Consider the following 12,676-nt stretch of genomic DNA (forward strand, 5'->3'; position numbering starts at 1 on the left):
CCGAAATAAAGAATCACGCAACGGAAAATCACGCGATGCGAACGCGATCCGGCGCTGCTCACCGAACAAGGCAGGCAATATAACGCAGGCATATTGCCGTGTAACGCAGGGTCTACACCAAGCCCCCCGCGCTACGTCCGATGCGAAGACCCGCTTCCCGGCCTTGCCTAGCTGATCGGCGCGGGCGGTTCCGCACCCTGCTGCGCCGCCTTCATCTCCATCAACAGGCTGTGCAGCATCTCGGTGGACAAGCCATGCAGCACCAGCCGGTAACCCGCGCGCAAGGTCGACAGCGGCACCAGCGGATGGCTGTTGTTGACCAGGATCAGGTGCTGCGGCGCGCCCAGCAACTTGGCCGTGTAGATGCCGATGGTTTCGTCCAGCTGCAACGAATTGGCGGCACGCCAGAAGTCGTTGTCAGTCAGCATCAGTTGGTACAGCGGCGTGAACAGTTCGATGGCGCTTTGCAGGTCCAGGAAGTTCAACTTGCCTTGCGGCATGTCTTCCAACTTCAGCGGCGGGTCCTGGATCATCGAGAAGTCGACTGTCTCGGGCGCATGCATTTCCACGCCGGCTTCGCGCAGTGCCTGATTCAAGCGGATGACGAAGTTGAACAGGTTCAGGTCGTGCTTGACGAAGAGTTCGTCCTTCAGATCATCAATCTCCATCGGCTGAAGCGGCGTGGTCGTGATCGGCACCGGCGAATTCGCGGCAATGAACGCCAGCGCCTGCGCCCCCAGATGGAAGTGGCGCAGGATCAGCCAGTTGGCCTCGGGCGAGACGAAGCGATTGAGTCCCCAGGCCAGAATGCGATGCAGCAGCTTCGAATGCGACCAGCGACGCGGCAGGAAGGTCTTCACCACCTGAATCAGGATGATGAAGGCACGCGCCAGCGGTCGCAGGAACGGCAGCAGATACTGGCGCGAGGCGCAACTGGAATCCGTCAGCCAGGCCTTCTTCACCTTGTCCGGCAAGGGCGTGCTGCGGTCCAGGTACAGGGCAAGCCAGGGGTTGGGGTCGGCCGGATCATGCGGCTTGGCCAGAAAATCGGGTTCCTTGCTCATGCCGCATCGCCCTCCATGACGTGGTGGAACTGCATCAGATACAGCGCGGCAGTGCGGCGCGCGGTGTCCACGATGCGCTGTTCGGCGCGGCCGTCCTCGTCGCAATCCAGCGCCAATTCCACCGCCGACAACCAACGCGCCAGGTGATGCTCATCGTTGTGGCCGTGGTACTCCAGAAAGCGGAATGCATCGGGCGGTAGCTTCAGGCTGGCTTTCAACAAGGGCAGCAGCGCCGGCACGATGCGCTGGCCCGTACCCTCGATGATGTAGATGGCGCCCAGCAGGCCGATCGGGTCGCGCGTGGCGGCCAGTCCGTGCAGATAGGCGTTCAACGCCTCGCCACCCGGGTTGCGGCGCAGCGCGTCGATGTTGTCGACCACGCCGCCCGCCGTGCGGTAGTCCTGGAACAGAATCTGAAAGTCGTTCTGTTCTTCGCCGGCATGCATGTCGATCAGCGCGGCCAGCGGCGCGTATTGCTCCGTCAGCGATGCCGCGCCCTCGCGCATCCACTTGCTGCCTTCGCGCACCTGCGGAATCCAGTTCTCCATCCAGTTCAGGTAGTCGGCCGTCTGGAATTGGCGGTTGCGCAGCCGGCGCACCACCGGCGTGCGCCATACTCGCGAACGGTAGTCGTGCCAGATGGCAGCCAGCTCGGTCAGCAATTGGCCCAGGCCTTGCGGCGCCATGTCGGGGTCGTGCGGTGGCGCGATGGCGTCGGCGTCATCGCTTTGCGTGTCGTCGCGGGTTGCGGGCCTGACGGCGGACGCCGGGGTTCCGGCCACGGCTGGCGCATGCACCGCCTCAGCCTCCAGCAGCATATAGGCCGCCATGAAGCGCCCCGACTCGGGGATGTAGCAGAAGATCTGTTCGCCCGGCTTGATCTCGCGCGTTTCCAAAAATTCGGCCAGCATGATCAGGATCGACGCCGCGCCCGTGTTGCCACGCCAGGCCAGGTTGCTGAACCAGCGTTCGCGCGGGATCACCAATCCCGCCTTTTCCATCAGGTCTTCGACTACGGGAATGAATTTTTCTGACGAGTAATGGCACAGGAAATGGTCGACCTGATCAGGATCCAGCCAGCCGTCTCGCACCAGCTTGGCGTACTCGTGGATGCCGATGTCGAACAGATGCGGCAACAGGCGGATGTCCTGGCGCAGTGACAGCGCGCCGTCGGCCTCGGCCTCATTCCAGGACGGATAATCCAGATGGCCCTTTTGGCGGTCAGCAGACAGGCCCAGTTGCATGCACACGGGGTAGTCGCCCGAGAACGAGCGCTGATGCACCCATTTCAGTTTCAACCTGACGCCCTGCGACGCGCCCGCCAGCGCGCGGCCCGAGTTGCCCAGCAGCAAGGCGCCCGCGCCATCCGACAGCATCCAGCGCAGGAAGTGCGCGTCAAAGTCCGCGTCATAGCCACGCGCCGCAAAGCGCGATCGCTTGAACAGGCGCGACGGCAATTCGCTGGCCACGGCCAGAGCGCTGGCGTGTCCGCCCATCTCCACACCCTGCGCGGCCACCTGGATCGCCGACACACCCGCCGCGCAAATGCCATGCACCGACAGCGTTTCCATCGGCTGCGCGGCAAGCTCGCCCTGGATCATGTTGGCAAAGCCCGGCATCAGCGCATCGCCACCCGACGATCCGCTGGTCAGCAAGGACACGGCGGCAAGGTCGCTGTCATTGCGCCGCAGGCAGTCGCGGATGGCGTTGGCCGCCAGTTGCGCGTTGGTGTAGACGGTCTGCCCTTCCGGGTCGATGGCGTAGTAGCGCTGCTTGATGCCGTTCTCGGCAAGGATGCGGCTTTTGATGCGGCTGGACATCCGGTTCAGCGGCGCGATGTAGCTGTCCATGGCGTCGTTGGACACGGCTTCGCCCGGCATGAAATAGCCGGCGCTTTCCAGGTAGACACGATTAAACGCAATGGGCATGTGACAGGCCTCGATGGGGAATGGATGGGACGCTAGCGGACATGCTCGGGCGCCATGCGGGAACGACTGCGCAAACGCGGCATGAACGCCGCCAGCACGAAGACACGGCACATATAGGGCAGCAGCCCACGTTCGTTAAGTGCCGGGTCGACGCTCGCGCGATAGTGCTCGCGATGCAGCCGGGTCAGTTCGGACCAATGCGCGCGCGGATGCTCGTGATGCGCGGTGTGCAGGCCGATATTGAACAGCAACGGGTTGACCAACCCTTCGAAATTGCGCGCGTAGTTCAGGCCGGCCGCGTGGCGCGGCCCGCCATCAGCATGCGCATGCTGCAAGTAATTCGTGGCCAGCAGCCAGTGCAATCCGTGCAACTGCGGCACGATCACCAGCACCAGCGCCTTGATGGGGTTCACCGCCAGCAGCCCGCCCCACAAGCCCAGCCACGCGCCGTACTGCGCCAGGCAATAACGCCAGGCGCCAGGCCAGTGGCGGCGCAGTCGGCCCAGCCACGCGAAGAACAGCGGGTACAGCACCCAGCCCGCCTGTAGCGGGTGAAGCAGATAGCCCCAAAGGTGATTCGTGTCGCCACCAAAGCGATACGTGCGCGCGACGTCGCGCGCGCCATGCTTGTACCGGTGGTGGTTGGCCACATGCGCCGGATAGAACACAAACGTGGGGTGCCCTTGCAGCAGCGTGATCCAGAAATCGGTGGCGCGATTGGTCCAGCGACCGCGCCACATGCGGATATGCGTGTGGTTGTGATGAATGACGCCGATACCCAGCGTCAAAAAAAGCATCAGCGCGTAAAGCGGCCACCAGAATCCGTACACCCATTGCCACACCGCCAGCGCGGGCAGCGCGGCCAGATAAGCCAGGCTTTGCCAGTCGCGCCGGTTACGCAGCGACGGCAGGCGGCGCCGAACGCTAAGCTTTGCCGCCAACAGATTCTCTGCGCTGGAAGGCATCCAGCTGGGGAGCCGCGGCCTCGGCTTGCAGGCGGGTGCGGAACAAGCGGTCCATGAAGGTGAACTGGAAGCCGTAATTGCCGTTGTAGCAAGCGTGGTGCAGATGGTGGCGCCGGCTGGCGGCGAACCAATGCGCGTAGGACACCTTGGGGAAAAAATCGTAATTGGCGTGCCCAATGCAATTGAAGAACAGGCTGAACAGCGGCACCGACGCCAGCGCCCAGAAACTGAAATCGTGCAGCACCATGGGCAGCAAGATCACGTTGCCCAGCATCAGCGCTTCGACCGGGTGGAAGCTGTAGGTCGAGAATGGCGTGGTCACTACCGACCGGTGATGCGGCAAGTGAAAGCGGCGCAGCGGCTTGGTGTGCAACAGCCGGTGGTTCACCCAGAAATGGACATCGTTCCAGGCGACCAGCACCAGGATTTCCACCACCACTTTCTGCCAGCTTGGGTTCGGGTCCAGATGCGCCCAACCCAGTTGCAGCAAGCCCCAGGGAAAGATCATGCCCGTGCCGAACAGCAGGATGGACAAGCCGGATTGCGCAAGCTCGCGCCGCATCTGCCCGGGCCCCAGCGGGCGCGGGTCCAGCGGTCGCCCCATGCCCAGCGCCGGCAACACGTGCTGGGTCAGCAGCCAGGTGGCCGCGCCAAAGGCAAGATAGATGCCGCCGAAGAACAGCAGCCCCGCCAGCATCACCTGCCACGCGGACAAGGCTTCAAATGCTTGAGCCATGAACGTTTTGTTTCACCCGAAGAATGGCCGCATGATAAGCAATCCGTCAGCTTCCCGGTAAGGCATTTATTACAAAATGAATCCGGGCACCACAAAGCTGAAGGACGCAGCGCCATTGCGGCCTAACTTCCGTCTACTGGCAAGGAAACTGGCGGTTCAGGCCTGCAACGGCTGCGTCCAGGCGCGCCGCCAAGGCCGCGCTGGCGGCCGGCATCGGCTGCCGCAGTTCTTCGGTCAAGAGACCCAGGCGCCCAAGCTGCGCCTTCAGCGGGCCGGGGTTGGGTTCTTCGAAAGCCAGCCGGATCACCGGCGCCAAGGCATGGAACAGCCGGCGCGCCAAGTCCAACTGCTGCGCGCGCACCGCCTGGTACATGGCCACGAACAGATCAGGCCGTACATGCGCGGCGGCGGCGATCATGCCGGCGCCGCCCAGGCACAGCACGGACAAGGTTTGCAGGTCTTCGCCCGCCAGCACGCTCATCTGACCATCAGCGATCAGGGCGAGCGTCTTGTCCAGGGATCCGCCGCAATCCTTGATCGCGGCAATGTTCGGATGCGCGGCCAGCGACAACAAGGTCGATGTGTCCAGCGTGGTGCCCGTGCGGTACGGAATGTCGTAGAGCACCAGGGGAAAGCGCGAAGCATCGGCCAGGCAGCGGAAATAGGCGGCGGCCCCTTCTTGCCCGGCCCGCACGTAGTACGGCGCGGGCGCCAGAATGCCCGCCAGCGGCCGGGTGCCAAAGGCCGACAGGCGTTGCAGCACATGCCCCTGGTGGTTGCCGGCCAGGCCCATGATGACGGGCAGCCGGCCGGCTTCAATCAACACGGCGTCCAGCACCGCCAATTGCTCGGCGTCGTCCAGTGACGCGGCCTCGCCCGTGCTGCCACACACGACCAGCCCGTCCACACCCGCGGCGGCATAGTGGCGCACCAGGCGGCGCAAGGCGCCGCCGTCGACGGCCCCGCCGGAAAACGGCGTCACCAGCGGCACCCAGACGCCTTGGAACACAGATTGTTGAATAGACATAAGAACACTCCTTCGATGTAAGCGGACCGCGGTTGGACCGTACAGAAGTGCTCGGGATACTAGAGGTGCGCGCGGAGGCGCTGCTGCGCCGCCAGAAGGCCACTGTTCCGTCGCCCATCTGACGGAACAGCATGCTCCGGTCAGATGAGCGGCTGTTTTTTGGATTTCAGGCCGACGGCAGCCAGCACCACGCCCAGGGCGCGGATGCAGGAAGCGAATTGGATGGCCTGAAGAATCATGAATGAATAAAACACTAAGACGCGCCGATAAGACACACGTGGCGGCTGATGCGGAAATCTACCGGGCGGCCGTCACCGTGTCAACGGCGCGCGGTGGCCGGCGGCGCTTTGCGCATCAGACGGTTTGATGGCGCTTGGCCCGCACTTATTAGCCCGCGCTTATTAGCCCGCACTTATCAGCCCGCGCCTGGCCCGCGCATAACCACGCTTAACCCAGGCTGGCCAGGAACACGGCGCACAGCGCCTGCATGCCTTGGCGGTCGTCTTCGTCAAAACGATCCGGCACCGGGCTGTCCACATCCCACACGCCGATCAATTCGCCCTGATGCACCAGCGGCACCACGATTTCCGAACGCGACGCGGCGTCGCAAGCGATGTGGCCGGGGAAGGCATGCACGTCGGGCACCAACTGCGTCTGCCGTTGGCTCGCGGCCGCGCCGCACACGCCGCGATCCAAGGGAATCCGCACGCAGGCCGGCTTGCCCTGGAAGGGTCCAAGAACCAGCTCGGTGCCATCAAAGAAATAAAAGCCCGCCCAGTTCAGATCGGGCAAGGCTTGATAGGCCAGCGCGCTCAGGTTGGCGGCATTGGCGATGCGGTCGGGCTCGCCTTCCAGCAGCGCGCGGGCCTGCGCCACCAATTCGGCATACAGGGCGGACTTGGATTCGGCAACGATAGGGGCGGCTTCGAACATGGCGATAAATGTAACTGTACAGGCGGTTTTCGATGCAGGTGATTTTAGGGGTTCCGCGCGTTAAAGGGGCCGGGCTGCTAGCGTGTGGGACAATACTTTTTTGTCGCAGTCCCCGTTACAAGCCTCTCCCTTTACCCTTCTTCTTCAAGAAGCAATCCATGGACAAGCCTCTCGAACCTGCGTTTTCCTTTTCGGAACGCGCCCAGCAACTTACCAGCTCCGCCATCCGCGAGATCCTCAAGGTCACCGAGCGCCCCGAAGTCATTTCGTTCGCTGGCGGCCTGCCCGCGCCCGGCGGCTTCCCGGTAGAAGTGGTACGTGCTGCGTTCGACAAGGTATTGGCCACCAACGGCCGCGCGGCTTTGCAATACGGCCCCACCGAAGGTTTTGCACCGCTGCGTCAATGGGTTGCCGACGACCTGAACCGCGCGGGCGCCAACGTCGCCGCCGACCAGATCCTGATCGTTTCGGGTTCGCAGCAGGCGCTGGACCTGCTGGGCAAAGTGCTAATCGACAAGGACAGCAAGGTGCTGGTCGAAGACCCCAGCTACCTGGGCGCCCTGCAATCGTTCAGCCTGTACCAGCCGAAGTTCGTACCGGTGCCCACCGATGAAGGCGGCCTCATCCCCGAAGCCATCACGCCTGAACTGGCTGACGGCGCACGCTTCCTGTACGCGCTGCCCAACTTCCAGAACCCCACGGGCCGCACGCTGAACCTGGAGCGCCGCATCGCGCTGGTCAAGCGCGCCGCCGAACTGAACCTGACCATCGTTGAAGACGACCCCTACGGCGAACTGCGCTATGCAGGCGAGCCGCAGCCGGGCCTGATCGCGCTGGCCGCCGAATACGGCGCCAACGTCGTTCGCCTGGGCACGTTCTCGAAGGTGCTGGCCCCCGGCCTGCGCCTGGGCTACATCGCCGGCGCGCGCTCGCTGATCAACAAGCTGGTGCAGGCCAAGCAAGCCACCGACCTGCACACGCCCACGCTGACGCAGATGGCCGTGTACGAAATCGTCAAGGACGGCTTCCTGGAAGAGCATCTGCCCAACGTGCGCGAAATCTACCGCGCCCAAGGCAGCTGCATGCTGGACGCGATCAAACAGGAATTCCCGTCCACCGTCACCTGGACCAAGCCGGAAGGCGGCATGTTCATCTGGCTGACGCTGCCCGAACACATGGACAGCACCAAGCTGCTGGAAAAGGCCATCGCGCAAAACGTGGCCTTCGTGCCCGGCGCGCCGTTCTACAGCGGCGCGGGCAAACCGAACACGCTGCGCCTGAGCTTCGCCACCGTGCCGGAAGACAAGATCCGCACGGGCATCGCCATCCTGGGCAAGCTGCTCAAGGAATACACGGCATAAGCAAACCGTAGCCAGGGCAATGCGGCCTGAAAACCGCATCCTGAACGGCGATTGACCTTCCACGGCCGGGCGCAATGCCCGGCCGTTGTTTTATGCTGTCGGCTTTGCCGACCATTTTCTGACCGTGACAGTGAGCGCCTCGCAACAACCTCCCGTCGATCTCAGCGACATCGTTTTCACCGACTGGGTCGAACGCTGGCTCCCGAAGTCGTGGCGGCCCTACGCCCGCCTGTGCCGCCTGGATCGGCCCATCGGCACGTGGCTGACGCTGCTGCCAGCCATCGCCGCGCTGGTTCAGTCCGCGGGCGGGCTGCCCGACCTGCAACGACTGGTCGTCTTTTCGCTGGGCGCGCTGCTGATGCGCGGCATCGGCTGCACCGTCAACGACATGTGCGACCGCAACTTCGACAAGCACGTCGAACGCACGCGCTTCCGTCCACTGACCAGCGGGCAGTTGTCGATGAAGAACGCCGTGTGGTTCCTGGTGGGCCAGTTGCTGGTCTGCGGGTCACTGCTGTTTTTCCTGAACGAGATGAGCCGCTGGCTGGCCTTGGCCGTGCTGCCTTTCGTCTTCATCTACCCACTGTGCAAGCGCGTCACATACTGGCCGCAAGTGGTGCTGGGCATCTGCTTTAACTGGGGCATGCTGATGGCCTGGTCCGACACGCAGAACGTGGTGCCGCTGGCCGCCATCGCGATGTGGCTGGGCGCGGTGCTTTGGCAGGTGGGCTACGACAGCATCTACGCCTATGTTGACGTGCGCGATGACCGCAGCCTGGGCCTGCACTCCACCGCCATGCGCTTTGGCGACCAGGGCAAGCTGTGGATCGGCGGCTTCTACGCCGCCACCGTCGTGCTGTGGGCCTGGGGTGGCCACGCCATGGGGCTGTCGTGGGCGTATCAGGTGGGGATGGCCGCCGTGGCGGTGCATCTGGCGTGGCAGTTGAAGGTGTTCGACATCCAGCGGCCCGACCGCAATTTCATGCTGTTTCGCGCCAACCTGTGGCTGGGCGCGCTGCTGGTTGCGGCGGCGTTGGCGGGCACGCTGATCCGCTAGGGAAGACGGGGCATATACGCAGACCCGACGTAGACCCGGCCCGGATCCGACCCAGACCCTGGGCATGAGCCGGGCACATGAGCCGGCCATATGAGCCGCCATATGAGCCGCCACATGAGCCGGCCACGATTAGCCGCGCGCGCATTGCCGCCTGGGCCGGATCGCGCCATCATGGCGCTTGTCGAAACGACTTACGGAGACACCGCATGCCCTCTTTCGTGAAATCCCTGGCGACTGTCGCCGCCGCCTCTGCCATGTTGGGCGCACTGCCCGCGCAGGCCGCCACCGACTGCTCGGCGCAGCGCGGTTGCGCCGCCAAGTTCTGCGAAATCGAAAACGACATCGCCGCCGCCCAGGCACAGAACAACACGCGCCGCGAAGCTGGCTTGAAGAAGGCGCTGGCCGAAGCCCGTGCCAATTGCACCGACAGCCGCCTGCAATCGCAGCGCGAAGCCGACGTGCGTGAGAAGCAAACCAAGGTGTCCGAACGCGAAGAAGAGTTGAAGGAAGCGCGCGCCAAGGGCAAGCAAGACAAAATCGACAAGGCCCAGCGCAAGCTGCAAGAAGCCCAGTCTGAATACAACGCCGCGCTGGTTGAGTTGAACCGATAGCGCGTTTGCGCCCAGGTTGCGCCCTGTTTTCGCCCTGTTTTCGCGGTTTGCTTTCCCTTAGCCCCGGGCATGCCCCGGGGCATTGCTTTTTTCGTCCTGGACGCGACGTTCGAGCAGCCTTTCGAACTCCCTCGCAACCACTATCTATCGTGTCACCAGACGGAAATATCACCATCCATGGTGTCAACTGGTGGAATCCAAATCGATTAGTACAGAATTTGGAAAGATGTTTTCAGGTAATAAGGGTTTATCCCAGGGTTCTTTGAGCACAGAATGCATCTCATCGGGACACAGCAAGCGAACCCCCGGCAATGACGCCAGCGGTTCGAATCCCAAGCTCACAAGACACCGGAGGTCTGCTATGAAAACCCTTGCTACCGCATTGATGCTGTCCATGTCCGTTCTGGCTGCTGGCGCGCAAGCCGCCGAAGCCGACCAAGGCCCGACCCGCGCACAGGTTCAGGCCGAACTGCAACAAGCCAAGGTTTCGGGCCAATACACGTTCGGCGAAGAAGGCTACCCCGCCCCCATCGCCCAGAAGTCCAGCCTGACCTCGCAACAAGTCCAAGCTGAACTCGCCCAAGCCAAGAACGCTGGTGAAGTCACCTTCGGCAACCTGGACTACCCGCCCGTCGCCGCCGCTGAACACGCCACGTCGCTGAGCCGTTCGCAGGTTCAGTCGCAACTGGCCCAAGCCAAGGCGGAAGGTCTGGTCACCTTCGGCAACCTGGACTACCCCCCCATGGGCAGCTGATCCACGGGCCTGAAAAGGCCGTGACAGCCCCATCGAAAGCCCCTCGGCAAATTACCGAGGGGCTTTGTTTTTGACGATTCGACTGCTAATTAAGTCATATCGGCGTTAACTTAAGCCGTTACGACAGATTTGATTCTACAAATCGACAGCGCTCACGCATAGGATGAGGCCACCCCCGTCCCTTTCATTGCAGGAGCCGCACCATGTCCACTTCAGCCACCCGCCCCATCGTTTTGCTGGGCGCCGGAAAAATCGGTTTCGCCATTGCCCTGATGCTGGAACGCAGCGGCGACTACACCGTTCTGGTTGCCGATCAGGACCCCGCCCGGCTGGCGGTTCTGGCCGAACTGGGCTGCGAAACCCGCCAGATCAGTGACGACGCCTCGGTGGCGCGCTGCATCGAAGGCGCCTATGCCGTGGTCAACGCCCTGCCCTTTCATCGCGCCACCGCGGTCGCCAGCCTTTGCGCACGCGCCGGCGTGCACTACTTTGACCTGACCGAAGACGTCGCCAGCACCCACGCCATCCAGGCGCTGGCGGGCGATGTGCATAGCGTGTTGATGCCGCAGTGCGGTCTGGCCCCCGGCTTCATCGGCATCGTCGGCAACGCGCTGGCGCGTCGCTTCGACACCTTGCTGGACCTGCGCATGCGCGTCGGCGCGCTACCGCGTTACCCCTCCAACAGCTTGCGCTACAACCTGACCTGGAGCACCGAGGGGCTGATCAACGAATACTGCAACCCTTGCGAAGCCATCGTCGACGGGCAACTGACCAGCGTGCCGGCGCTAGAGGGCTACGAAACGTTCGCGCTGGATGGCGTGGAATACGAAGCCTTCAACACCTCGGGCGGACTAGGCACACTGCCCGCGACACTGCTGGGCCGCGCCCGCAACGTCGACTACAAGTCGGTTCGCTATCCGGGCCACTGCAACATCATGAAGTTGCTGCTCAACGACCTGCGCCTGCGCGATCGTCGCGACCTGCTCAAGGATATTTTCGAGTCCGCCATCCCCACCACCGAGCAGGACGTCATCGTCATCCAGGCCTCGGCGTCCGGCCATCGCCACGGCCGCTTGGAGGAAGAGTCCTACCCGATCCGCGTGTTCGGCGCGGACGTGGACGGCCACCGCCTAAGCGCCATCCAGTTGTCCACGGCGGCGGGCATCTGCGCGGCACTGGATCTGGTGGCGCAAGGCACCTTGCCGCAAAAGGGCTTCGTGGGCCAGGAAGCGATTGATCTGGATGCCTTGCTGAACAACCGTTTCGGCCGTGTGTATGCCGGCAAGCCACTGGCGCTGGCGGGCTGCGCGACGGCCGACCGCTAAACGCCGCTCCCACCCGCGCAAGCGCGCGCGCACTGCCCGCGCGGCGTTACGTCCAGCCTTCCAGGCGTAGCGTCGCGCGCACCAGCCGCTGTTCTTCCTGTTCGATATCCGACAAGCTTTGACGCACGCTGTCTACATGGTCGGCGGCGGCTTTGCGCGCCTGCTCGGGTTGCCGACTCGTCACCGCGTTGAACAGGCGCGTATGCTGCCGGTCGATCTGCCGCTTTTCCGGCTCGCGGTGGTACAGGTTGTTCACGCATGCAAACACCGACCCCAGCAGCAGATCCGTCAGCGATTGCAGCGTGTGCACCAGCACCGGGTTATGCGAGGCCTCGCAGATCGCCAGATGGAAGGCGTGGTCCAGATGGGCGTGGGTGGCCGTATCGGTAGCCGCGCCTTGCGCCGCCACCATCTCGTCATAACGGCGGCGGATCATGATGAAATCCGCCTCGGTGCCGCGTATGGCGGCAAGCCGCGCGGACTCGGCTTCCAGCAGCGAACGCACTTCCAGCAAGTCGTATAGCGTGCGGGGCTGCGAATTGAACAGATGCATCAAAGGCCCGGCATCCACCTTTGAAATGTGCGCCACGAACGAGCCCTTGCCTTGCGCGGTGTGGATGATCTCGCGCGCGCGCAACAGCTTCAGCCCTTCGCGCAGCGCCGTGCGCGACACGCCCAGCTTTTCAGTCAAGCGCCGCTCAGACGGCAACGCCTGCCCCGCCTTGAGCACGCCATCCAGGATCAGGCGTTCGATTCGCTCGGCAACCTCGTCCGCCACCTGGCGGGGCTTTTCTTCTGTTTCCGCGTACATGCAATCTCCGCACCAGTGGTATGACCAAGCCGAATCATTGTTCCCGGCGAATTCCCATACCCTCGTAAGTGGCTGATATAGAACCATAAAAATTAGGTATCTGT

Annotated in this window: 12 protein-coding genes; 5 read left to right on the forward strand and 7 right to left on the reverse strand. The window is 63.4% G+C overall.

All coding sequences use genetic code 11. The annotated features are described in order from the left end of the window. Window positions 1-167: 167 nt before the first annotated feature. The 6 genes from P8T11_RS19020 to P8T11_RS19045 form a co-directional block, all read right to left on the reverse strand. The gene (locus P8T11_RS19020; protein WP_268080535.1) at window positions 168-1,064 is read right to left on the reverse strand and encodes a DUF6999 family protein; all 897 of its coding nucleotides are present in this window, start codon (window positions 1,062-1,064) and stop codon (window positions 168-170) included. Then, the gene (locus tag P8T11_RS19025; RefSeq protein ID WP_268080534.1) at window positions 1,061-2,992 is read right to left on the reverse strand and encodes an iron-containing redox enzyme family protein; all 1,932 of its coding nucleotides are present in this window, start codon (window positions 2,990-2,992) and stop codon (window positions 1,061-1,063) included. Before P8T11_RS19025 ends, P8T11_RS19020 begins: the two co-directional genes overlap by 4 nt. A gap of 32 nt (window positions 2,993-3,024) precedes the next feature. Then, window positions 3,025-3,957, reverse strand: coding sequence for a fatty acid desaturase (locus tag P8T11_RS19030; protein WP_268080533.1), 933 nt, complete (start codon window positions 3,955-3,957; stop codon window positions 3,025-3,027). Beyond that, on the reverse strand, window positions 3,917-4,693 hold the full coding sequence (locus P8T11_RS19035; protein ID WP_268080532.1) for a sterol desaturase family protein: 777 nt from the start codon (window positions 4,691-4,693) through the stop codon (window positions 3,917-3,919). The genes P8T11_RS19030 and P8T11_RS19035 overlap by 41 nt, the downstream gene beginning before the upstream one ends. 133 nt (window positions 4,694-4,826) lie before the next feature. Further along, entirely contained in the window at window positions 4,827-5,720 is an 894-nt protein-coding gene (dapA, locus tag P8T11_RS19040; RefSeq protein ID WP_268080531.1) for a 4-hydroxy-tetrahydrodipicolinate synthase, read from the reverse strand. A 447-nt stretch (window positions 5,721-6,167) separates the two neighbouring features. Further along, window positions 6,168-6,653, reverse strand: coding sequence for a GAF domain-containing protein (locus tag P8T11_RS19045; protein WP_268080530.1), 486 nt, complete (start codon window positions 6,651-6,653; stop codon window positions 6,168-6,170). Window positions 6,654-6,811: 158 nt separating this feature from the next. Between P8T11_RS19045 and P8T11_RS19050 the strand changes: the two genes are divergently transcribed. From P8T11_RS19050 to P8T11_RS19070, 5 genes are all read left to right on the forward strand, one after another. Next, entirely contained in the window at window positions 6,812-8,014 is a 1,203-nt protein-coding gene (locus P8T11_RS19050) for a PLP-dependent aminotransferase family protein (RefSeq protein ID WP_259251117.1), read from the forward strand. A 130-nt stretch (window positions 8,015-8,144) separates the two neighbouring features. Continuing rightward, the gene (gene ubiA, locus P8T11_RS19055) at window positions 8,145-9,071 is read left to right on the forward strand and encodes a 4-hydroxybenzoate octaprenyltransferase (protein WP_268080529.1); all 927 of its coding nucleotides are present in this window, start codon (window positions 8,145-8,147) and stop codon (window positions 9,069-9,071) included. 206 nt (window positions 9,072-9,277) lie between these two features. Next, window positions 9,278-9,682 carry a DUF1090 domain-containing protein gene (locus P8T11_RS19060; protein ID WP_268080528.1) on the forward strand — a complete coding sequence of 135 codons (405 nt, stop codon included), beginning with the start codon at window positions 9,278-9,280 and terminating at the stop codon, window positions 9,680-9,682. A 361-nt stretch (window positions 9,683-10,043) separates the two neighbouring features. Next, window positions 10,044-10,436 (forward strand): DUF4148 domain-containing protein, encoded by a 393-nt coding sequence (locus P8T11_RS19065; RefSeq protein ID WP_268080527.1) that lies wholly within the window; start codon window positions 10,044-10,046, stop codon window positions 10,434-10,436. 203 nt (window positions 10,437-10,639) lie between these two features. Then, window positions 10,640-11,761: a saccharopine dehydrogenase family protein gene (locus P8T11_RS19070; RefSeq protein WP_268080526.1), complete on the forward strand. Its 1,122-nt coding sequence runs from the start codon at window positions 10,640-10,642 to the stop codon at window positions 11,759-11,761. A 46-nt stretch (window positions 11,762-11,807) separates the two neighbouring features. Here P8T11_RS19070 and glcC read toward each other — a convergent pair whose 3' ends face one another. Next, the gene (gene glcC, locus P8T11_RS19075) at window positions 11,808-12,572 is read right to left on the reverse strand and encodes a transcriptional regulator GlcC (RefSeq protein WP_268080525.1); all 765 of its coding nucleotides are present in this window, start codon (window positions 12,570-12,572) and stop codon (window positions 11,808-11,810) included. Window positions 12,573-12,676: the final 104 nt, after the last annotated feature.

The organism is Achromobacter spanius (genome assembly GCF_029637605.1).
Lineage (GTDB): Bacteria > Pseudomonadota > Gammaproteobacteria > Burkholderiales > Burkholderiaceae_B > Achromobacter > Achromobacter spanius_E.